Source organism: Marinobacterium sedimentorum, from assembly GCF_024267675.1.
GTDB lineage: Bacteria > Pseudomonadota > Gammaproteobacteria > Pseudomonadales > Balneatricaceae > Marinobacterium_A > Marinobacterium_A sedimentorum.
Window position 1 is genome coordinate 50,630 of sequence record NZ_JALDYX010000007.1, and the last position, 21,954, is coordinate 72,583.

Sequence of the window (21,954 nt, forward strand, 5' to 3'; positions counted from 1 at the left end):
CAGCCAGTATCGCAAAGCCAATCAGGCGTCATCGGCACCCATCAGGAAGCGGGCCATCAGCCGCTGCGCTTCAATGAACATGTCACCGCCATTCTGCGTACGGCAACCGGTCTCGGCAGCGGCCTGTAACAGCTTGGTTATGACCGGTTTGGTGATGATTTCGGCGACATACATATGGGGCTCAAGCTTATCCACCTCCACGGGCACAGGGTCCGTATCGCGCATACCGCAGGGCGATGCGTTGACGATGACGTCAAAGCCCGAAGGGTCCGCCCGCTCGGCCCGGCGGATGCGATCGCTCCAGGCCGACAGCCGCTGCGCCATCACCTCAAAGCGCGCCCCGTCCAGTTCGCAGACGGCGAGTTCAGCCACACCCGACAGCAGCAGTGAATGCGCAATGGCGATACCGGCCCCGCCAGCTCCAACCAGCAGTGCCTTCTTGCCGTTCAATTCACAGCCATTGGCCAGGATGGGGCCGACCATGGCGGCACCGTCACACATATCGCCATACCAGGTCCCATCGCTGTCCCGCCGGCTGACGTTCACTGCACCCAGCAGCTGCGCCCGCTCGGTCAACCGGGCACAGACCCCAGAAGCCATCACCTTGTGCGGCACCGTCACTATCACTCCCGAAACATTTCCCATCTTGCTGGCGGTATCAAAAAAGCCTTTACAGTCAGCGGGTTGAACGTGAAAAGGAACGATAATGGCGTTATAGCCGTGGGACTGCATCTCCTGGGTCATGCCGGCTGGCGACCGGACCTGCGCTATCGGCGATCCAATAATGGGAATCACCTGAGTGGCACCATCAAGCTGAATGTTCAGTGTTTGCGCAGCCGCTGTTGCGTTAGTCATCACTCTACCTCTGTCACTTCGAATTTTTGTGGGGTAAGCCCGGGGATAAGCAAGCATCCACTCGCTTCGGGAATATCGTCATATTTGTATATTTTAGAACTTTGTTCAAGTTTTATATTTTATTCCAAAAAGAACAGTGTTAGTGTTTATTCAACTTCGCATCCCCAGGCTGTGAATGCGACATTCCACGACCCCGTCACGGCGCGGAACGACAGAACAAGAAACAGTGCAAGAGGCAATCTCTGTGAGTGATTTTAAAATCGCGTTAATCGGTGCCGGCGCCATCGGCCAGACCCATATCAGCACGATCTTGAAGCAACCGGGCTTTAGCCTGGTGGCCATTGCAGACCCTGGCCTGAACGCCGCAGAGATCGCTGACTCGCTGCAAGTACCCTGGTTCGCCAGCCATAAATGCATGCTGGATAGCGTTCAGCCCCACGGGGTGATCATCGCCACCCCCAACGAACTGCATGTGGATGTCAGTATCGACTGCCTGAATCGCGGCATTCCCGTGCTGCTGGAAAAGCCCGTTGCCAATACGGTGGGTGACGCGATGCGACTGGTCGAGGCAAGCGAGCAGACCGGCGTGCCGGTGCTGGTGGGACATCACCGGCGTCACAACCCGATTATCAAGGCCGCCAAAAAGCTGATCGACGACGGCGCGCTTGGCCGGCCGGTCATGGCATCGGTCAGCTGTGCGCTGATGAAGCCCGCGGACTATTTCCAGATTCCGTGGCACCGCGAGCGTGCTGTGGGCGGTCCCTTTCTGATCAACCTGATCCATGAAATCGACCTGCTGCGCCACCTCTATGGCGAAATTGACGGCGTCGCGGCACTGAAATCCAGTGCTGTACGCGGGCTTGATGTCGAGGACAGTGGTGGCGCCCTGCTGCACTTTCGCAATGGCGCCATCGCCTCGATCGCCATATCCGATACCGTGGCCGCGCCCTGGAGCTGGGATATGACCTCGGGTGAGGTCGAGCGCTTCCCGGCGCACGATGCGCTATCTCATTACCTCTGCGGTACCGAAGGTGGCATTAGCCTGCCGGGCCTCCAGCTCTGGCGCCACGACGGCAATATCAGCTGGACAGAGGAAATGACCAAACTCAGCTGCACCTATCAGTCTGGTGATCCCTTCGCCGCGCAGCTGCAGCATTTCGGTGAGCTGATCGCCCGCACCGCCGAGCCCGTGGTGTCGGTACGCGAAGCGACCCGCAACCTTGAAATCGTCATGGCGCTGCACCGGGCCGCCGAGACCGGACAGACGATCAGCCTCGGCTAAGAGCCTGCGATCGATGCCCACAAGAAGCGAGAACAACAGCATGAAAACACACACAGCAGACTGCGATGTACTGGTCATAGGCTCCGGCGCTGCGGGCCTTGCGACCGCCGTTCGGGCCGCCTGGCATGGCCTGCGGGTCATCGTGATCGAAAAGGAAGCCGTGTTTGGCGGTGCTACGGCCTGGTCCGGCGGCTGGCTCTGGATACCGCGTAATCCGCTGGCCCGCGAGGCCGGCATCGACGAGGACCCGCAAGCACCGAAAACCTATCTGCGCAATGAACTGGGCGAGCATTACGACGAATCCCGTGTCGATGCCTTCCTCGACGCCGGCCCCGCCATGGTTGAATTTTTCCACCGCAATACCGCGCTGCAGTTTCTGCCGGGCAACACGGTGCCCGACTTTCACGGCAACATCGACGGCGCCGGCACCGGTGGACGCAGTGTGACCGCAGCCCCCTTCAACGGCAGGGAACTGGGCCCCATGATCGACCAGCTGCGCCCACCACTGAAGGAAATGTCCTTCTGGGGCATGGGCATCGCTTCGGGCCAGGACCTGGGACACTTTCTCAAGTTTCTGCGTTCGGTGCCCTCGACCTGGCATGTCTGCAAGCGCATGACGCGCCACCTGCTGGATCTGGCCCTGCACCGCCGCGGCATGCTGCTGGTGAATGGCAATGCACTGGTGGCAAGACTCGCCCGCTCGGCACTGGATCTGTCTGTCGAAATACGGCTATCCACAACCGTAGAGACGCTGGTGAAAGACAAGGATGGCCGCGTGACAGGCGCCATGGTCGCGACAACCGAAGGCCTGCAGGAAATTCATGCACGCGCAGGCGTTGTGCTGGCCTGCGGCGGCTTTCCCCATGACAAAAAGCGTATCAAGCAACTGTTTCCGCACGCCCCGACGGGCGCCGAACACTACTCGGCGGCACCCAAAACCAATACCGGTGATGGTATCCGCCTGGGTGAAACCGCGGGCGGGCAACTGGAAGACGGTTACCCCGCCGCCGGTGCCTGGGCGCCGGTCTCGCTGGTCCAGCGCGAATCCGGTGAGACGGCCCACTTTCCGCATCTGATGGAACGCGCAAAACCAGGTCTGATCGCCGTCACCCGCAGCGGCAAGCGTTTCGTCAATGAAGCAGACTCCTATCACGATTTTGTTCAGGCGCTGCTGGATGCCTGCCCGACCGGGGAGCCGGTCGAGGCCTGGCTTGTCTGCGATCACCGTTTTTTGCGTCGCTATGGCCTGGGCAACATCAAGCCTTTTCCGCTGCCGTTCGGATCGCACCTGCGCGACGGTTACCTCAAGCGTGGCAACAGCCCGGCGGCGCTGGCGCTTGCCTGTGGCCTGGATACTGCCGGCCTGCAGACCACGCTGGACAACTACAACCGGCATGCCCGCAATGGCCAGGATCCGGAATTTGGCCGGGGTGACACAGCCTACAACCGGATTCAGGGCGATGCCGATCAACAACCCAATCCCTGTGTCGCGCCTATAGATCAGGCTGCCCTTTACGCTGTGCAGGTACGTCCGGGAAGCCTCGGTACCTTTGCCGGACTTAAAACCGATGCCGTTGCACGGGTGCTTAACGGCGACGGTGACCCTGTGTCCGGGCTCTATGCCGTCGGTACAGACATGGCCAGCATCATGGCTGGGCATTACCCGGCCGGCGGCATCAACCTGGGCCCCGCCATGACCTTTGGCTTTATCGCGGCCAACCATATCGCCAGCCACCAGAAACCTTCATCCTGAACCGGAGAGATCAACATGCAACGTTATGAAATCGCCACCCTGACCCTGAACCTGGGCACCGCCGGAAAAGCTGCCGCAGCGATCAAGACCTTCTGTGAAGAAACGGATGCCAGCGGCAGACTGCTGGGCTGCTGGTTCTCTGAAATCGGCGCATTGAACGAAATGACGGTGTTACGCGGATTTGACACACTCGAACAACTGGACCAGGAAAGAGAGCGTACCCGTACCGCAGCCAACCCCTTTGGCTGCGCGGAATACCTGGTCGACATGAAGCTGGAATCCTACGCGCCCTTCCCGTTTTTGCCGCCGGTCGAGCCGGGTGACTTAGGACCCATTTACGAAATTCGCACCTATCAGCTCAAGCAGGGCGGCCTTGCGCCGACGCTGGAAGCCTGGTCCAACGCCGTACCCGAGCGCAGCAAACTTTCCCCTCTGACCATTAGCCTCTATGGCGTGGATGGCGTCCAGCGCATCACCCATATCTGGCCCTATGCCAGCCTGGAAGAGCGTGCCCGCATCCGCGCACAATCGGTGGAGATCGGCGTCTGGCCGCCCAAGGGTGGACCCGCCTGGCTGACCACCAACATGAAATCCACCATTGCCCTGCCCACCGCGATATCGCCGTTGAAATAACAACCCATAGCCACTGCGGCAGGCCACCAGCCTGCCGCAACTTAAAGGAGACTGTGATGCAGGATTCAAGACCCTTTGCACTGGGCCCCCTGACAGTACTGGATCTGGCGCCGCCGGAAGTCGTCGATGTTGCCGCCCGCGCAGGCTATGATTATGCCGGCTTGCGCTTGCTGCCGGCGACTCCGCAGGGCATCGCCTACCCCCTGATGGGCGACAGCAGAATGTTGCGCGAAACGCTGGCGCGCATGCGCGATAACGGGATACGAATTTTTGACCTCGAAATCGTGCGCATCAATGAGCACTTCAACTGCGATGATTTTCTGCCCTTTCTCGAAACCGGTGCTGCCCTCGGCGCCCAGTGCATCCTCGTGGCCGGCGATGACCCCGATATCAGCCGCTTCACCGCCAATTTCGCCACCCTGTGCGATGCAGCCGCACCCTTTAATCTGAAGCCAAATATCGAGTTCATGCCCTGGACCGCGGTGCCGAATCTACAGCTGGCACTGGATATTCTCAGAGCCGCCGACCGGTCTAATGCCGGTTTGCTGGTCGATGCGATTCATTTCGACCGCTCCGACAGCCATCTGGACGATCTGGCGAAAATCCCGGCAGCCTGGCTGCAGTACGCCCAGATCTGTGATGCGCCAGCCGAAAAGCCGACCAGCATTGACGAACTGATCCGTGCCGCGCGCGAGGAACGCCTGCTGCCCGGCGAAGGCGGGATGCCGCTGGCCGACATTTTTTCGCGCTTGCCGGCAGCACTGCCCCTGTGCGTGGAAATCCCGAATCCGCAGCTGGGCACGTCCGAAGAGCGCGCACGTCGCGGCCTAGAAGCAACACGCCGCTGGTGCACAGAACACCTGAACCCACAGGAGGCCTTTCGATGAAAGCATTAATCACCGGCGTCAGCGAAGGCATCGGCGGTGCCATCTGCCTGCGTCTGGCACGCGCGGCACTGGCGCGCAATGAATCCCCAACCCTCGTGATGACCTGCTCGGGTCGCAAACCCGCGCCGGACAAAACGCTGCAGGCACTGGAGCAACTCGGCGCCAAAACCTTGCTGCTCAGCGGCGACCTGAGTGATCCGCAGGTCGCCCAGCGGTTTGTCAAAGAGGCCGTAGAATTCGCCGATGGACTGGATACGCTGATTGCCAACGCCGGCATGATGGGCCCTGGCCGCCTGAGCGATCTGTCACTCGAATCCTGGAACCGCCTGTTTGATGTCAACGTCCGCGCCCCCTGGCTGCTGGCCCAGGCCGCCTTACCGGCACTGCGTGCCAGTCGCGGCACCATCGTGGCGGTCTCCTCCATGGCCGGCGACAACCCGACACCCGCCGGTGGCGCCTATTCCAGCAGCAAAGCCGCGCTGAGCATGCTGTGCCGTCAGCTGGCGCAGGAAGTAGCCGCTGACGGCATTCGGGTTAATGCAGTCGCCCCCGGCATGATCCATACACCGCTGACCGACAGCATTTATCAGAACAGCGAGGTAACGGCAAAACGCGAGGCTGTGATTCCGCTTGGACGCATCGGCACTCCCGATGACATCGCCGCCGTCGTGGCCTTTCTGGCTAGCCCCGATGCCGCCTATATCACCGGCCAGGTGATCACCGCCGACGGCGGCTTCAGCGACAGCATCATGGCGCAGATTCCGGGATTGCCGCAGCGTTAAGCCATAAAGCCTGCCTTTAAACAACCTAGCCGGCAGCTCAAAAAGAGGAGGTGATTAGCGCAGCACCGACACCCTGACGCGATCCGCCCCACCCGATAACAAATAACCGGAGGTCCCCATGCGTGTACTGGTAACCGGTGGCAGTGGCTTTATTGGCAGCTGGATTATTCACGAACTCTGTCGCCGAGGCATTGAGCCCAGAGTATTGGATGTACGGGATGAGCGCAGCATCCTGCGCCAGATCGGCGCACCCGCCGACGCCATTGACTGGCGCATCGGCGACATCAGCCGGCCAAAGGATGTTGAGGCTGCAGCCCAGGGCTGTGACGCCGCCATTCATCTGGCAGGCCTGCTGATGCCCGCCTGCAAAAAGGACCCTGTGCGCGGCGCCGAGATCAACCTGATCGGGACTCTCAACCTGTTCGAAGCCGGGCTGCGGCATGGATTTCGCCGCATTCTGTACACCAGCTCCGTCGGGGTATTCGGCCCCCATGATGGGGGCACACCCCTGCCGACCACCCACTACGGTGCCTTCAAGCTCGCCTGCGAAGGTTCAGCCCGGGCCTACTGGGCAGACCACCAGCTCCCCAGCATCGGCTTTCGCCCCTATGTCGTCTACGGGCTCGGGCGCGAACTCGGCGCCAGTGCCGGAGCCAGCCTGGCCTGCCGCGCGGCCGTGCGCAACGAGGCTTACGTCATTCCCTATACCGGGGCCGCCGGAATGATCTTCGTCCAAGACGTGGCTCGCCTGTTCTGTGAAGCCCTGCTCAGCGAGGCCACCGGCGCCCAGGTCTGCAACCTGGCCGGCTCCACTGCCAGCGTCGACGACGTCATTCATGCCATCGAGCGACGGTACCCCACTGCCCGTATCAGCGCCAGCGGCTCCCCGCTGCCCATTGCTTGCAATCTGACGGATACCGGCCTGCCCGACTTCGCGTGCAACGTACCCATGACGTCGCTGCAGGCGGGCATCGATGCCACCCTGGCCCACTACCAGGCACTTGAAGCAGGCGTGGGCGACGACATAAATACAAAAAGACAAATAAATATACAAAATTGAACATGGTTCTATTTTTGTATTGTGTTTTATTAAGATTGGCGTTTTAATGATCAGGCGATCTACTGTTAATAACTACAAAATGAGGACGCATAGATGAGCCGCAAAACGATACTGGGTGTTATCACGGCAGCACTGCTGCTATCAGGCCACAGTTTTGCCCAATACCCGGAACAGAACCTGCAGGGCATCATCCAGTGGGGAGCCGGCGGTGAAACCGACCGCGTATCACGCACCATCAGCAAACTGGTGGAGCCCTATCTCGATACCGAAATCGTGCTGGTCAACCAACCCGGTGGTAGCGGTGTGATTGCCACTACTTTTGTCGACTCCCGCCCGTCAGACGGCTATACGCTGCTGTTCGGCGCTGAAAACCCGCAGCTCTACGGCGTGCTGGGGCTATCCAAACTGGATTACCGGGACTTCTATCCCGTCAATATCATGTCGCGAAATGTCGGCGTTATTCTGGCCCGCAAAGATGCACCCTGGGACTCCTTCGAGGCCCTGGTTGCCGAGGCCAAAGCGCACCCCGACAGCATAAAGATGGGCACCAATGGTCCCGGCAGCCTGCCCTTCGTGATCGACAGCATGATGCAGAGCATCACCGGATACGATGTCCGCAGTGTGCCCTTTGATGGTTCTGGCCCCGGCATGACCGCACTGCTGGGCGGTCACGTCGACTTCATGCCGTTTGGCCTGTCGGCGGCCAAGGAATACATCCGCTCCGGCCAGGTCAAGGCGCTGGCCTTCATCACGGACGAGAAAGTTGCCGGTTTTGAAACAATCCCGCCGATTACAGATGCCTACCCGGAATTCAAAAAATTCCTGCCTTGGGGGTCGTTTTTCGGTGTCTTCGTCAAGCGCGATACGCCCAAGGAGATCCGGGACAACCTGGAAAGCGCCTTTCACAACGCGACCCAAAGCCCAGAGTTTCAGGCCTTTGTCGAAAACTCGGGTGGCATTAGCGTCGATCTCAGTGGCGCGGACGCCGAGCAGTTCCTGAGCCACTGGCAATCGATTACAGCCTGGCTGTTGCACGACAGCGGCGTGACCAAAGCATCACCGGAGTCGTTCGGCATTCCACGCCTTTAACCGGGCACCTCAGCGAGACCGGCTGTGGCGACCTGGCCGGCATTCAATCACGACGAGCAATAACAAGAACATGAGGAAACAATCATGAATATCAAATCATTCATCTGCGCCGCGACGGCCAGCCTGCTTCTGTCAGGCGCTGCGTTGGCCGATTATCCGGATCACAACATTCAGGGCGTTATTCAGTGGGGCGCTGGCGGTTCAACCGATACCGTGACTCGCACCGTCACCAAGCTGGCCGAGCAACACCTGGGTGAGGAAATCGTCCTGGTGAACAAGCCCGGTGGCACCGGCGTTATTGCCACCACCTATGTAAACAGCCGCCCATCCGACGGTTACACCCTGCTGTTCGGTGCCGAAAACCCCCAGCTTTACGGGGTACTGGGCCTGTCCAAACTCGATTATCGTGACTTTTACCCGGTCAACGTTCTGGCGCGCAATATCGCCGTGGTTCTGACCCATAATGATGCGCCCTGGAATACACTCACCGAGCTGGTTGCCGATGCTCAGGCCAAGCCAGACAGCATCAAAATGGCCTCTACAGGCCCGGGCGGACTGTCTTTTGTGGTTGAAAAAATGCTCCAGGGCGTCACGGATTTTGATGTGCGCAGCGTGCCCTTCGATGGCACAGGCCCCGGCGTGACTGCGCTGCTCGGCGGCCATGTCGATTTCATGCCGGTCGGCCTGTCGGCGGCACGGGAAAACATCCGCGCCGGTCGTGCCAAGGCACTGGCGGTTATTTCTGATGTACCGGTGGAGGGGTTTGAAGGTGTACCGCTGATTACCGAGCTGTACCCGGAATTCAAGAAATACCTGCCCTGGGGTCCTTTCTACGGTGTATTCATCAAGAAAGATGCGCCAGAAGATGTCAAAATCAAGCTCACCGAGGCCTTTCACAAAGCCGTGAACGAGCCTGAGTTTCAGACATTCCTCGACAACTTCGGCGCCATCCGAGTCGATCTGAGCGCCAACGAAGCAGACGCCTGGCTGAATCACTGGCAGTCGGTCACCAGCTGGCTGCTGCACGACGCCGCCGCCACCAAGGCCTCTCCCCAGGAGTTCAACATACCCAAACCCTGAACGATCCGGTAAAACTCAGGCAATAATCCGCCGAAGGCCGGGCGCCACACAGTGGCGCCCGGCTTAGCGACTTGAAGCCTGGCATCAATTAGGGCCAAATAGGTGAACATCGTTCTGTTTGATAACCCGTTGAGGAAAGCATGGCAGCCAGTCTTCTTACCCGAGCCCTCGGAGCCCTAGAGTTGCTTGCACTGAACAGCCGCGGCCTTGGCCTGCAGGTCATCGCCGATAGCGTCGATATGCCCAAGAGCGGGGCTCACCGACTGCTCGGCGAACTGATGCAGCAGGGATTCGTGATTCAGGATGCTGATAATGGCCAGTACAAGCTAACGGGTAAGTTATCGTCACTGGGCATGCAGCATCTGGCCGGCAGCGGCATCATCAATGCGGTCCAGCCACTGCTGGATCCGCTCGCCCAGACCAGCGGCGAACTGGTACGGCTGGCAGTAGTAGACCGCTCCCGGCTGATCTTCATCGCCAAGGCGCAAGGGGCTCAAAGCGGCCTGCGTTATGACCCGGACTCCGGCGGCGAAGCTCCCCTGTTCTGTACGGCCACCGCCTTTGCCTGGCTCGCGGGCTTTTCCGATGATGAAGCGATTCGTCTGGTTGCCTCCCGCGGCCCCATAAATCTGGAAAATCGCGGCCCGGCATCCCCCTCCAGCTTCGCAGAAATATTGCATCAACTGAGCCAGACCCGTACGCGCGGTTTTGGTCAGGCGATCGACATGTCTGCACCGGGCATGTCCGCCATTGCTGCCAGCGTGAGGGAACCTGGAACAGGCCATACAGTAGCGGTTCTCAGCATCGGTGGCCCCAGCGCGCGCCTGACTGAACAAAAAATGACTGAATTCGCCCCACTGCTGCTACAGGCCGCAGACGAACTGTCACAGCTTGCGGTATTAACCCGCTATCTGCACATTCTGGCGTAAGGCCCGCCCCCTATCTCCAAAAGAAAACAGCAGGCTCCGCGCTGTCCCGGCCCTCCTTTGCCAGGCTTTGTCACCTGAAGGCGGCGCAGCACCCGACGTTTGCACCTTCAGGCCATCAGGACACGAACACAGGGGCCCATCATCAGCCTCGGCGAACCCTTGCTCACGCCTTCCCACCCGCCTCGACCCACAGAGCCCGGCTGTGCGCCGCACTGATTGCCAGAATATTCAACTTGAGCAGTCCTCTGTCGTTCGCACCCGCAGACAAAAAGACAACTAAATTCATTAATTGAACACAGTTCTATTTTAAACAAAATAGATGTATTATCTCCATAATGGCGCTCCCGGTCTGCTGATGGTGATCAGCTACAGCGAGAGCGTCGAGTACTGTTTCATCCAATTAAAATAATGAATGGTGAGTCCATGAAAGTGACCCGAAAGCTTCATCCAGGGGAAGTCACCACGGTCTGGCTACTGCTGGTGTTCAGTCTCTTCGTCCTTTATCAGGCCTACCGGATTACCGGATTCTCCGGCCTGAGCAGCGCGGGCGCCTTTCCCCTCGCAGCCGCATTTATCATGAGCGCCACTGCGCTCTATCTGGTGTTCGACAACCTGCGCCTCGCCCACAGGCAATCGGCGGACGATCATCACCCCGCCTGGCTTGTGATCAACGAGCTAATGCCTTTGCGCATCGTGCTGTTCACAGCACTCATCGTGGCCTACATGCTGTTACTGCAGCCGCTGGGCTTTTTATTCAGCACTTTCCTGTTTTTGTGCAGCGGCTTTATCTACCTGCGCGGCAGTACGCCGCTACGCAGCGTACTCATTGCCGCGGTTGCCGTCGCCGTAATCTACGGCCTGTTCCATTACCTGTTTCGGGTTGTATTGCCCTGAATCTGGCCACTCGCAGGAGCTCTTCATGTTTGATTCCAATCTAAGTTATTTCCTGATGGCCTGGCTCGACCCCTCGTTGCTCGGCCTTACGGCCCTGGGCACCCTGGCGGGGATCTATGTCGGGGCCATTCCGGGTCTTTCGGTCACCATGGCCGTGTCGATCCTGATTTCCTTTACCTTTTCCTGGGATGTGAACAACGCCCTGGCGCTGATGGTGGGGGTCTATCTCGGCGGCGTCTATGGTGGCTCCCGTACCGCCATTCTGCTGAATATTCCCGGTGCTCCGTCGGCCATCGCCACCGCCTTCGACGGCTTCCCGCTGGCCAAGCAGGGCCTCGCTGGCCAGGCCATCGGTGTCACGACCGTGGTGTCGGTGATCGGTGGTTTTATCGGCATTCTGGTACTGGCCATCGCCGCACCGCTGGTATCGGACGTGGCACTGATGTTTGCACCGCGCGACTACCTGCTGCTGGCGCTGATGGGACTGTTGCTGGTGGCCAGCCTGTCCGGCGAATCCATCGCCAAGGGCATCTTCTGCGCCGCCTTCGGTGCCTGTATCGGCATGGTGGGCATGGATCCGATGACCGCTGAAGGTCGCTTTACCTTTGATACCGTGATGCTGCTGGGTGGCATTCCCTATGTGGTCGCCATGATCGGCTTCTTCGGTGTCTCCGAAGCGCTGTTCCAGCTGCACCATATCGGCCTCAAGCCCATCAAGCAGGATGTCTCCAAGATTATTCCGTCCTGGTCGGTGGTGCTGAAATACCTGCCGCTGTCGATCCGCACCTCCTTTATTGGTGTCTTTATCGGCGCCCTGCCCGGCACCGGCGGCGATATCGCTTCGCTGCTAGCCTACGACCATGCCAAGCGCTCGGTGAAAAACCCGTCCAAGCCGTTTGGTGAAGGCGCTTACGAGGGCCTGGTGGCGCCGGAGTCGGCCAACAATGCGGCGGTCGGTGGCGCCTATATTCCGATGCTGACCCTGGGCATGCCGGGTGACGCAGTAACTGCCGTTTTCATCGGAGCGCTCTATATCCACGGCCTGAAACCGGGCCCGATGATGATGATCGAAACGCCGCATCTGTTCTGGTTCACGGTGGGCAACCTGACACTGGCCAACATCTTCCTGCTGATCTTTGGCCTCACCGGCATCAAGGTCTTCGCCAAGATGGTGGAAATGCCCAAGGGCCTGCTGCTACCGCTGATCATCATACTGTCGGTGGTGGGCGCCTATGCCATCAACAACAACATCGCCGATATCTTCTGGCTGCTGGGCTTTGGTGTCTTTGGCTACTTCCTGAAGATGGCCGGGTTCCAGGTCGGGCCGATTATCCTTGGCGTCATTCTTGGGCCGCTGATGGACGTATCCTATAGACGCGCCATGATATCGGCAGGGGATCACCCGGCGGAGCTGCTGAATGACCTGATGAGCAGTCCGATATCACTAACCCTGTGCCTCGTGGTCACCTGGCTGATCATCAGCCAGACACCGCTGCCGCGACTGATCAAGGCACGCGTTGGTAAAGCCTCCCAAGCCTAGCAAAGCCGTCCTGCGGAATAACAGCACCTTTCGGGGCTTCCCTCTTATGTGGAAAGCCCCTTTTTATATAATGGATATACAGGCTGGTCAGTAGAGCTGCCCGTCGGTTCCTTGGCTACAGTTCCCTGAGGAAAAACCGTCTCGATGACGCGACTGTTGGAATGCTCGATATGCGCTCGCAGCAACTCACAGGCAGCCTCTTCATCGCGGCGAAAGGCCGCCTCCATGATCAGCTCATGCTCAACGACCTCATTGGGGCCTTCACGCAGGTTAATCAGCGACAGGCGACGAAAGCGCTCGGACTGGTCGTAGAGGGTGGAGATAAAATGCAGCTGCCATCTGGACGGGCACTGGGCGATCAGCGCCATGTGAAAACGGCGGTTCTCCCGCATCAGCTCGCCCGCCTTTTCCTTTAATTGCCTCTGGGCTGCGCGACGTATGCTCAGTTCCCGATGCCGGGCGCCGCCTGCTGGCGAACGCTATCCTACTGACAACGACCGCTGACCGGCGGCCGGCCCGGTGTAGAATAACGCCATGAAAACCCATCACTTGAGCGCTTTCTGGCGGTGCACGACGCCGGCAGCCTGCAGGCGGCCACCCGGCAACTGCATATTACCCAGCCCGCCCTGAGCAAGGCGGTCAAGGAGCTGGAAAACCAGTATGGCGTCAGCCTGTTCGATCGCAGCGCCCGCGGCATCACCCTGACTCCCTACGGCCAGTGACTGCTCGGCTATGCACGCCTGATGCAGGAAACCGCCCGGCGTGCCCGCCAGGACCTCGACAGCAAGCAGGGCGCGCTGAACAGCGAGGTCACCATCGGCATCACGCCGGTGTCGTCACTGCTCAAGCCTCTGGTCGGCAGTCTCACCGAATTTCAGCGCCGCCACCCCGCCGCCAGGCTGCGCATTCTGGAGATGCGCCCGGCCCAACTGCTGGAACAACTGCGCCAGGGCGGTGATGGAGAGCGCGCTTGAGTGGCAGCCGATTTTCCGGATTCCCAACGTGGTGGTAGTGCGCAAGGATCAGAGCACCTATTACTATCAGCTGTTCTTGGTGAACGGCCTGGCGCTGCCAACCCGGGTACGGGAGCGCACCTCCATGACCCTGGCGCGGCTGCTAATACAGAGCGCGGACCTGGCCGTCCTCTTCTCCCGCGAAGCGCTGGAGTTAGAACACCTGAAGGAAGAATTTTTCACAGTACCACTGGTTGATAACATTCCCGACAGCCTGATCTCGATTGTCACGCCGCGACGAGAAATCATGACCGAAGCCGCCACCGAGCTGTTCCAGGCCCTGCTGGAGGCCATGCGCATGCGCTATCCGGAATTTTCGTATCGAGCGAAAAGCAGGCGGCTACTGCAGGTATGTACCCGCGAATCCCTGCAATTTTGTGCTGAGATTCTGTCGCTGCGCTCACCCGCCTTGAAAAAAGGCCCCGCCGTCGCCGGCGGGGCCTTTTGCAATCCAGAAACAGATCAGAAATCGAAGAATACGGTCTCGTTCTCACCCTGCACTCGAATATCAAAGCGGTAGATCACCTGACCGTTCTCCTTGACCCGCTGCGCAATCAGCGTCTCGCGGCGGGACGGGTGCTCAATCATGTTCAGCACAGGGCACTTGGCATTCAGCTCGGATTCGTCGGCAAAATAGAGCCGGGTCTGCAGATGGATATTGATCCCGCGGGCAAACAGCGACAGGTTGATGTGCGGCGCCATTTTCGCGCCAGTCGGATGCGCCACGGCACCGGGCTTGACAGTATCGAGCGTCCAGACGCCCTGATCAAAGGTGGTTGCCGTGCGACCAAAGCTGTTAAAGGCCTTTTCGACGTTGTAGACCGGGTCGTACTCACCCTGGGCATTGGCCTGCCAAACCTCGATAAAGGAGTCCTTGATCAGGTTGCCGTTACCATCGAAAACACGTCCTTCGATACGGATATGTTCACCATCCGCGCCGGGCTTGGCCAGCACATCACTGATTTCCTGATCACGGGTCGGGTTGCCGGCCGCGGCTTGATGCATACCAATATGGACATAAGGTCCAGCGGTCTGGGACGGCGTTTCTTTCAGCAGTTCAGTTGTCATTTTTATTCCCCTCATCAACCCAGGTTCTCGAAATAAGTCTGCAAACCACCGCGCACGACAATATCGAAGCGATAGGCCAGGCAGTCCATCGGATTGCTCATCGCCATGTCGAGCTTGCCGATCAGGGTCTGGACGGCTTCTTCATCGGCAATGGTTTTGACAATCGGACATTTCGGAATCAGAGGATCACCCTCGAAATACATCTGGGTAATCAGACGCGTTGAGATCGACGGTCCCATGACCGAGACATGGATGTGTGACGGGCGCCAATCGTTCGGGCCGTTGCGCCACGGATAGGGGCCCGGCTTGATAGTACGGAAGACATAACGGCCATCTTCATCGGTGATGCAGCGGCCGACGCCCCCAAAGTTTGGATCCAGCGGCGCAACATAACTGTCGTTCTTGTGGCGATAGCGGCCGCCGGCATTGGCCTGCCACATTTCAACCAGAGTACCGGCTACAGGCTTACCGAACTGATCCAGTACACGACCACACATGATGATACGCTCTCCCACCGGGGAACCACCATGGTTGAAATTCAGCAGCAGGTCGTTGTCGTGCGGCCCCATTTTCAGCTCGCGGAAATCAGGACCCAAGAGTTCGGAACTGGTGGGCTGCTGCAGCGACACCATCGCCTGGCGCGGCGAACGGGGCACCGAGGTTTTGTAATCCGGCGTTAGCGCCGCCGGATGCCAGTTACGATCACGGGCTACAAAGCGATTACCAGACATAGCGATCCTCTCTTATCGTTTTAATCAGGCAGGCGGTGATTATTTCCCCTCCCTAAACCTTGAGATCACTATAATCCTTACAAAAAGTGTGTCTATTGAAAATCCAGCTGTCTCATATACCGATATCGGTATATATAGTGCGACCAGGCACTGTCCGCACAGTCTTTATCGCAGCCTGGAACAGAATACAGTCGCAACAATGACCGAGGCGGCGACAGTTACTCTGCTTGCATATCCGGGAACAGTGTTTCTATTACACGGTTGTTGGAATGTTCAATATGCGAGCGGAGCAAGTCACAGGCGGCCTCTTCGTCGCGGCGAAAGGCAGCCTCCATGATGAGTTCATGCTCATCCACCTCGACAGTCCCGTCGCGTAGATTGATCAGGGACAGGCGACGAAAGCGCTCGGACTGATCATAGAGCGTAGAGATAAAACGCAGTTGCCATCTGGACGGGCACTGGGCGATCAGCGCCATGTGAAAACGGCGATTTTCGCGAATCAGCTCGCCCGCCATTTCCTTTAATTGCCCCTGGGCGGCGCGACGTACACTCAGCTCGCGATGCCTCGCACCCGCGATGCCCGCTTCCCAGTCCAGGTCGCCGTGACGGATGGACTGGCGAAACGCATCCACTTCCAGCATGACGCGCAGGCGCGCCACTTCCAGAAACTCCTCCACCGATACCGGCGCCGCCCAGTAACCGCGCTGGCCCTTGCGAATCACCAGCCCCTCCGCCGCCAGGCGGGACAGGGCTTCGCGTACCGGTGCTGCACTGGATTCGTAGCGAGCCGACAGGTGACTGATGGACAGCTTGCTGGCAGGCTCAATGGAACCGTCCAAAATGTCATTGCGCAGCTGCTGACAGGTGCTGCTGTTCTCGTCGTCAGTGTTCATTGCCATACCGGTCTGGGCCTGCGCAGGAGCGCGGCATCCCTGGTTCAAGTGGGAGCCTAAGCTAACAAGAACCGCATTCAAAGCCAATCGCCGTATTCCAATGGAATACGGCAACAGCAACAAATAACAGCACACATAAAAATAGATACTACTAAATTAATTAAGTAGTATTTAAAAACAGAGATACGGCGCCTGATCGCAACCTCAAACCAGCAACGCCCGAGCTCGCCCCGCTGTACAACCGAGCGCCTATACTGCAGTGGCTGCACAGCCACACAGACGCCAGCCCTCGGCCGGACAGCCCCCGGCGAAGCAACTCGGAATCATCCCAGGGAGACACCCAGCACATGCCGGACACCAGTACCAAGACCACCACTGACACCGCCGTACGTATTGAGGGGCTGGAGTTTGTGGAATTCGCCGCGCCCGACCCCGCTCAGCTGGTGCATTTTCTGGAACAACTTGGATTTAGGGCCTGCGCCCGGCACCGCAGCAAGAATGTCACCCTGTACCGTCAGGGAGAGATCAACTTTATCGTCAACGCCACCCCCGGCAGCTTCGCCCAATCTTACGCACAGCAGCGTGGTGCTTCCATTTGCGCCCTGGCGCTGCGGGTCAGCGATGCCAACAGCGCCTACCAGACCCTGCTGGCACGGGGCGCCTGGGAGGCAAGCACCACCGCCGGCGTGATGGAACTGAACATTCCGGCGCTCGAATGCATAGGCGGCAGCCAGATTTACCTGATCGACCGCTACGGCCAGGACCTCAGTATTTATGACATTGATTTCAAGACCCTGCCGGAAACTGAAGCACCGGCAGAGCACCTGCAGCGAGTCAGCGCACTGACACTTAACGTATGCGCCGGCCGCAGCCAGGAGTGGAACGACTTTTTCTGCCAGCTGTTCGGCTTCAGCGCCACGCAGCCAGGGTTCGTCACCAGCCCGGATGGAGCTCTGCAATTGCGGTTTCAGGAACTGGAGGGCGAGCACAGCGATCTTGCCGACGAAGGCTTTGCCAGTATCGAGCTCAGCGCTCAGGATCTGGCCGGCACGCAAGGCAACCTCAATGCCGCCGGGCTGCAGCTCAGGCCTGCGGGCCCTCAAAGTACCAAGGCCAGCAAACGGTCAAACGACTGTTATGTCGTGCAGCACCCGCAGTTCGATTCCAGCATCAATTTCCTTATAGGCCGGTAAATATCCATGACTCAAGGCGACAACAGCAAGGCACCCCGTTTTTCCATCAGCAGCCTGAGCCTGACCGGCACCCTGGATGCCAAACTCCAGGCCATAGCCGCAGCGGGCTTTGATGCCGTCGAACTGGGCGCACTGGATCTGTCGGGGGCGAAAGAGGGCGTCAACGGCTCGGTCGAGCGTATCCGCAGCAGTGGCCTGCGCATCAGCGCCCTGCAGGAAGTGCGCGATTTTGGCGGCCATTCAGGCCGGATCATGGCCTACAAGATCGAGCTGGCAAAAACCTATCTGCAGCTCATGGCGCGCCTGGGCTGCCGCCTGCTGATCGTCACCCCGGCCACCTCGTCCCACGCTTCGATGGATATCGACCGCATGGCAACGGACCTGCGCACCCTGGCGACACTGGCAACGCTGCGCGGTATCCGTATCGGCTTCAAGCCGCTGGCCTGGGCCCACGATGTGCACAACTATCCGCTGGCCTGGGAAATCATCAAGCGGGCGGGCAATACCAACCTGACCCTGGTCATCGACAGTTTCCACCTGCTGGCCCAGGCCCAAAGCCCGGAGTCCCTGGCCGAGATCCCGGTTGAACGTATCAGCCTGGTGCAGTTGTCGGATTTTGCCATAAGCGCCATTCCGGCACTGGAAGACCAGATCGATATCGCCCGCCACGCCCGCCTTTATCCGGGCGAAGGCAGCCACGGCCAGAGCATCCGCGAACTGGTGCGCTACTGCCAGGGTATCGGCTACCGGGGGGACTATGTGTTCGATGTATTCAACGACAAGTACCTGGCCCAGGCGCCACAAGATGCACTGCAGCACGCGGTGCAATCGCGCCAGTGGCTGCTCGAGGGCCTGAACTGAGCGTCACATGGTATCCAGCGCAAAGGGGCCAGCCCGCAATTTTTCAACCAGATAGTCCACACAGACCTTCATGCGCGCCGAATGACTCAGACGTGCCGGCGTTACGGCCCAGATGTCGACCTTATAACTGTATTCAGGCAGCACACGGACGAAACTGCCATCGTGTATATGTGCTGCAGCATCCCACTCGGACAGCAGGATGATGCCCTGGCCATCGAGTGCCCAGTTTTTCACCACGTCGCTGTGATGAGAACGCAGTACATTGCCGGACACACGAACGGTTTCAAGCCCGTTCGGCCCATTCAGTCGCCAGGAGCCATAGGGATAGTCACCATCACGAAACAGCATGCATTCATGCTGGCTCAGATCGGTCAGGTGCTTAGGCGTGCCTCGCCTGGCCAGATACCCCGGCGTCGCACACAGAATCCGTGCGGACTCGACCACCAGTTGCGACACCAGATGCGGTTCCTCGACGCCACCCGACCTGATATCGATATCGATCCCTTCCTCCAGCAGATCCACCCGCCGGTCCACCAGCTCCAGCCAGACATCCAGCCCCGGGTAGTCCTTGATCAGCTGCGACAGGATGGGGGCCACATGATTACGGCCCAGACGCAGGCTGGTACTGATGCGCAAGCTGCCCGACGGCGAGGTTTTGCTGTTCGCCACATCCTTGGCCATGGCCTGGGTGGCATCCAGAATCTTGGTGGCCCAGCCATGGGCAATCTGGCCCTCGGTGGTGATCTGGATGCTGCGCGTGGTGCGGTTAAACAGCCGGGCACCCAGCTTGGTTTCAAGGTCGGCGATGCGCTTGCTGACATAGGGCCCGGAATAGCCCAGTTCCTTGGCCGCCTCGGTAAAACTGCCGCGCCGGACCACCGCGCAGAACACCGCCAGGTCGACCAGCTCCCAGTTATTCTTCATGATTTGTTATCAATAATTAAACAATTTGGCTAATTATAAGCCAGAAGCCTTGGTGTAGCATGGTTATCAGACAGCTGTGAACAACAATGTCTTTAGAATCATAAATATAAGAACAGGTACTAATAGCAGATGACCTTACTCAAGATTGCGGTAGTCGGAGCAGGCATCATCGGCAAGGCGCATATGGACCTCCTGGTGGCAAGCGAACACTGCGATCTCGCCGCGGTAGTCGACCCCTGTGCGCAGGCCAAAGCACTGGCCCAGGCCAAAGGCGCCGCCTATTTCACGTCGCTGGACGAGCTGTTAACTCAGGCCAGACCCGACGGTATCATTCTGGCGACCCCCAACCATCGGCATGTCGAGCAGGCGCTGGCCTGCATCGCGGCTGGCGTGCCGGTACTGATCGAAAAACCGGTCGCCCACACGCTGGACGAAGGCCGCAAGCTACTGGATGCCGCACGCTCGGCAGACGCCAAATGCCTGGTCGGCCATCACCGCTACCACAGCCCCATCATTGCCAAGGCCAAACAGATCATCGGCGAGAATCTGCTCGGTGATCTGGTTGCCGTCAGCGCCAGCGCCATGTTCTTCAAGCCCGACGACTATTTCGAGCATTCACCGTGGCGCACCCGCAAAGGCGCCGGGCCCATTCTTGTCAACATGATCCATGAAGTGGGCAATCTGCGTTATCTGTGTGGCGAGATTGTGGAGGTTCAGGCCATGTCCTCCAATGCGCAGCGCAAGTATGAAGTTGAAGATACGGTGGCGCTGAGCCTGCGCTTTGCCAACGGCACCCTGGGCTCGTTCATGCTCTGCGATACCGCGGCCTGTGCCCGCAGCTGGGAGCAGACCTCCCATGAGAATAAAAGCTACGCCCACTATCCGGATGAAGACTGTTATGTCATTGCCGGTACCGAGGGTTCGCTGTCCATCCCCACCATGCGGATGAAGCGCTACGCCAGCAAGGCCGGCCGTTCCTGGTGGAAGCCATTTGACTGCACTACGATTGAGCTTGAGCGTCATGATCCGCTGGCTGAGCAGCTTGAGCATTTTTGTGCCGTGATCCGCGGTGAAGCAGACCCCATTGTGACCATTCATGACGGTCTGCAAAACCTGCGAATAGTGGAAGCCATCAGCCTGGCGACCAAGAGCAACGCCAGCGTAAGAATTCCGCCCATCGGTCAGGCCATGGCCGACTTGACGTGCTGACAGGCATCATCAGCACAGAAAGCAGATAATAAGACCTAAAATATTAGATAGCATCTAACAAATTAACACCTCTATATATATACATATAGAATAAAGAATACTAATTGCACGATTTGTTATTTTACATACCAATACTGGTAGTTATATAACGTACTCATGAAGTTGTTCCACCCTGGCCAGCGCCACCGCGCGCCCCAGACTCAATAACAAAAAGGAAAACACAATGAAGCATTCTTTTACCAAAGCCCTGGTCTGCAGCACACTGGCAGGTCTCCTGTCTTGTGGCCTCCAGGCCGCAGATTTCCCCGAAAAGAACCTGCAGGGTGCCATCATGTGGGGTGCCGGCGGCGCGACCGATAACGTCGCCCGAGCCGTGACGCCCCTGGTTGAACCCGTGCTGGGCGAGGAAATCGTGCTGGTCAACAAATCCGGCGGTGCCGGTGCCATCTCCACCAACTATGTCAATTCCCGACCCAGCGATGGCTATACCCTGCTGTACGGTGCGGAAAACCCGCAGCTGCACAAGGTACTGGGTCTGTCCAAAATCGATTACGCCGACTTTTACCCCGTCAATATCCTGGCCCGCGGTGTAGTGGTGATTGTCGCCAACAATGACAAACCCTGGACCTCGATGAAGGATCTCGTTGCCGATGCGCAGGCCAACCCTGGCACGGTAAAAATGGGCTCCACCGGCCCCGGCGGCCTGCCTTTCGTGGTAGGTGCCATGCTCAAAACCGCTACCGACTTCGATGTCCGTGCCGTTCCCTTTGATGGTGAGGGGCCCGGCATCACCGCTTTGCAGGGTGGCCATGTCGATTTCATGCCGGCCGGTCTGACCGCCGTACGTGAGCATATCCGCGCCGGTCGTGTAAAAGCCCTGGCGGTACTGTCCGATACGCCGATACCGGGTCTGGAAGAAATTCCGCTGATCACCGCCGATATCCCGGAATTCAAGAAATTCCTGCCCTGGGGCCCCTTCTACGGTGTCTTTGCCAAACGTGATATCCCGGATGACGCCAAAGCCAAGCTGACCGATGCCTTCCAGCAGGCGGCTGCAACCGAGCAGTTCGGCAAATTCATGCAGGATTTCGGCGCCGTGGTTACCAACATCAGCGGTGACGAAGCCGATGCTTTCCTCAAGCACTGGCAGTCAGTCACCACCTGGTCGCTGGAAGCCGTGGGTGAAACCAAGGTATCACCGGCGGAGTTTGGCATCGCCAAGCCCTGATCCCGAAAGCTCCTCCACAGGGCACCCCTGCCCTGTGGACAAGTGGTACT

The 21,954-nt window shown here is 58.9% G+C and carries 24 protein-coding genes; 18 read left to right on the forward strand and 6 right to left on the reverse strand.

Annotation, left to right across the window (positions count from 1 at the left end):
* Nucleotides 1-21: 21 nt before the first annotated feature.
* Nucleotides 22-855 (reverse strand): shikimate dehydrogenase family protein, encoded by an 834-nt coding sequence (locus tag MRS74_RS08460; RefSeq protein ID WP_254579841.1) that lies wholly within the window; start codon nt 853-855, stop codon nt 22-24.
* 244 nt (nt 856-1,099) lie between these two features.
* On the opposite strand from MRS74_RS08460, the gene MRS74_RS08465 reads away from it, so the two are divergent.
* The 11 genes from MRS74_RS08465 (at nt 1,100) to MRS74_RS08515 (ending at nt 12,784) form a co-directional block, all read left to right on the forward strand.
* On the forward strand, nt 1,100-2,137 hold the full coding sequence (locus MRS74_RS08465) for a Gfo/Idh/MocA family protein (protein ID WP_254579842.1): 1,038 nt from the start codon (nt 1,100-1,102) through the stop codon (nt 2,135-2,137).
* A gap of 40 nt (nt 2,138-2,177) precedes the next feature.
* On the forward strand, nt 2,178-3,890 hold the full coding sequence (locus MRS74_RS08470; protein WP_254579843.1) for an FAD-dependent oxidoreductase: 1,713 nt from the start codon (nt 2,178-2,180) through the stop codon (nt 3,888-3,890).
* A gap of 15 nt (nt 3,891-3,905) precedes the next feature.
* A complete protein-coding gene (locus tag MRS74_RS08475; RefSeq protein WP_254579844.1) occupies nt 3,906-4,523 on the forward strand; it encodes an NIPSNAP family protein in 618 nt (205 codons plus the stop codon).
* 56 nt (nt 4,524-4,579) lie between these two features.
* The gene (locus tag MRS74_RS08480; protein ID WP_254579845.1) at nt 4,580-5,410 is read left to right on the forward strand and encodes a sugar phosphate isomerase/epimerase family protein; all 831 of its coding nucleotides are present in this window, start codon (nt 4,580-4,582) and stop codon (nt 5,408-5,410) included.
* Nucleotides 5,407-6,192 (forward strand): SDR family NAD(P)-dependent oxidoreductase, encoded by a 786-nt coding sequence (locus MRS74_RS08485; RefSeq protein WP_254579846.1) that lies wholly within the window; start codon nt 5,407-5,409, stop codon nt 6,190-6,192. The genes MRS74_RS08480 and MRS74_RS08485 overlap by 4 nt, the downstream gene beginning before the upstream one ends.
* 118 nt (nt 6,193-6,310) lie before the next feature.
* Nucleotides 6,311-7,252: an NAD-dependent epimerase/dehydratase family protein gene (locus tag MRS74_RS08490; protein ID WP_254579847.1), complete on the forward strand. Its 942-nt coding sequence runs from the start codon at nt 6,311-6,313 to the stop codon at nt 7,250-7,252.
* Between the two features lie 93 nt (nt 7,253-7,345).
* Nucleotides 7,346-8,341: a Bug family tripartite tricarboxylate transporter substrate binding protein gene (locus tag MRS74_RS08495; RefSeq protein ID WP_254579848.1), complete on the forward strand. Its 996-nt coding sequence runs from the start codon at nt 7,346-7,348 to the stop codon at nt 8,339-8,341.
* An 84-nt stretch (nt 8,342-8,425) separates the two neighbouring features.
* Entirely contained in the window at nt 8,426-9,421 is a 996-nt protein-coding gene (locus MRS74_RS08500) for a Bug family tripartite tricarboxylate transporter substrate binding protein (protein ID WP_254579849.1), read from the forward strand.
* A gap of 140 nt (nt 9,422-9,561) precedes the next feature.
* Entirely contained in the window at nt 9,562-10,350 is a 789-nt protein-coding gene (locus tag MRS74_RS08505; RefSeq protein WP_254579850.1) for an IclR family transcriptional regulator, read from the forward strand.
* Nucleotides 10,351-10,773: 423 nt separating this feature from the next.
* Nucleotides 10,774-11,244: a tripartite tricarboxylate transporter TctB family protein gene (locus MRS74_RS08510; RefSeq protein WP_254579851.1), complete on the forward strand. Its 471-nt coding sequence runs from the start codon at nt 10,774-10,776 to the stop codon at nt 11,242-11,244.
* A gap of 25 nt (nt 11,245-11,269) precedes the next feature.
* On the forward strand, nt 11,270-12,784 hold the full coding sequence (locus MRS74_RS08515; RefSeq protein ID WP_254579852.1) for a tripartite tricarboxylate transporter permease: 1,515 nt from the start codon (nt 11,270-11,272) through the stop codon (nt 12,782-12,784).
* A 44-nt stretch (nt 12,785-12,828) separates the two neighbouring features.
* On the opposite strand, the gene MRS74_RS08520 is transcribed toward MRS74_RS08515, so the two are convergent.
* The gene (locus tag MRS74_RS08520) at nt 12,829-13,230 is read right to left on the reverse strand and encodes an FCD domain-containing protein (protein WP_256557867.1); all 402 of its coding nucleotides are present in this window, start codon (nt 13,228-13,230) and stop codon (nt 12,829-12,831) included.
* A gap of 120 nt (nt 13,231-13,350) precedes the next feature.
* On the opposite strand from MRS74_RS08520, the gene MRS74_RS08525 reads away from it, so the two are divergent.
* The 3 genes from MRS74_RS08525 to MRS74_RS08535 are packed head-to-tail and all read left to right on the forward strand — an operon-like array spanning nt 13,351 to nt 14,317.
* The gene (locus MRS74_RS08525) at nt 13,351-13,506 is read left to right on the forward strand and encodes a helix-turn-helix domain-containing protein (RefSeq protein ID WP_254579854.1); all 156 of its coding nucleotides are present in this window, start codon (nt 13,351-13,353) and stop codon (nt 13,504-13,506) included.
* Between the two features lie 21 nt (nt 13,507-13,527).
* Nucleotides 13,528-13,758 carry a type 2 periplasmic-binding domain-containing protein gene (locus tag MRS74_RS08530; RefSeq protein ID WP_254579855.1) on the forward strand — a complete coding sequence of 77 codons (231 nt, stop codon included), beginning with the start codon at nt 13,528-13,530 and terminating at the stop codon, nt 13,756-13,758.
* The gene (locus MRS74_RS08535) at nt 13,742-14,317 is read left to right on the forward strand and encodes a type 2 periplasmic-binding domain-containing protein (RefSeq protein WP_254579856.1); all 576 of its coding nucleotides are present in this window, start codon (nt 13,742-13,744) and stop codon (nt 14,315-14,317) included. Before MRS74_RS08530 ends, MRS74_RS08535 begins: the two co-directional genes overlap by 17 nt.
* Here MRS74_RS08535 and pcaG read toward each other — a convergent pair.
* The 3 genes from pcaG to MRS74_RS08550 all read right to left on the reverse strand — a co-directional run bounded on the left by pcaG (nt 14,260) and on the right by MRS74_RS08550 (nt 16,489).
* Nucleotides 14,260-14,865: a protocatechuate 3,4-dioxygenase subunit alpha gene (pcaG, locus tag MRS74_RS08540; protein WP_254579857.1), complete on the reverse strand. Its 606-nt coding sequence runs from the start codon at nt 14,863-14,865 to the stop codon at nt 14,260-14,262. The genes MRS74_RS08535 and pcaG overlap by 58 nt on opposite strands.
* 14 nt (nt 14,866-14,879) lie before the next feature.
* Nucleotides 14,880-15,596 (reverse strand): protocatechuate 3,4-dioxygenase subunit beta, encoded by a 717-nt coding sequence (gene pcaH / locus MRS74_RS08545; protein WP_254579858.1) that lies wholly within the window; start codon nt 15,594-15,596, stop codon nt 14,880-14,882.
* Between the two features lie 218 nt (nt 15,597-15,814).
* On the reverse strand, nt 15,815-16,489 hold the full coding sequence (locus MRS74_RS08550) for a GntR family transcriptional regulator (RefSeq protein ID WP_254579859.1): 675 nt from the start codon (nt 16,487-16,489) through the stop codon (nt 15,815-15,817).
* Nucleotides 16,490-16,836: 347 nt separating this feature from the next.
* Between MRS74_RS08550 and MRS74_RS08555 the strand changes: the two genes are divergently transcribed.
* Both MRS74_RS08555 and MRS74_RS08560 read left to right on the forward strand, forming a co-directional pair.
* Complete coding sequence (locus MRS74_RS08555; protein ID WP_254579860.1) at nt 16,837-17,682, forward strand: VOC family protein; 846 nt, start codon at nt 16,837-16,839, stop codon at nt 17,680-17,682.
* A 6-nt stretch (nt 17,683-17,688) separates the two neighbouring features.
* Nucleotides 17,689-18,543 (forward strand): sugar phosphate isomerase/epimerase family protein, encoded by an 855-nt coding sequence (locus tag MRS74_RS08560; protein WP_254579861.1) that lies wholly within the window; start codon nt 17,689-17,691, stop codon nt 18,541-18,543.
* 3 nt (nt 18,544-18,546) lie between these two features.
* Here MRS74_RS08560 and MRS74_RS08565 read toward each other — a convergent pair whose 3' ends face one another.
* A complete protein-coding gene (locus MRS74_RS08565; protein ID WP_254579862.1) occupies nt 18,547-19,467 on the reverse strand; it encodes a LysR substrate-binding domain-containing protein in 921 nt (306 codons plus the stop codon).
* Nucleotides 19,468-19,596: 129 nt separating this feature from the next.
* On the opposite strand from MRS74_RS08565, the gene MRS74_RS08570 reads away from it, so the two are divergent.
* Complete coding sequence (locus tag MRS74_RS08570) at nt 19,597-20,676, forward strand: Gfo/Idh/MocA family protein (RefSeq protein ID WP_254579863.1); 1,080 nt, start codon at nt 19,597-19,599, stop codon at nt 20,674-20,676.
* 223 nt (nt 20,677-20,899) lie between these two features.
* Complete coding sequence (locus MRS74_RS08575; protein WP_254579864.1) at nt 20,900-21,904, forward strand: tripartite tricarboxylate transporter substrate binding protein; 1,005 nt, start codon at nt 20,900-20,902, stop codon at nt 21,902-21,904.
* Nucleotides 21,905-21,954 lie beyond the last annotated feature (50 nt).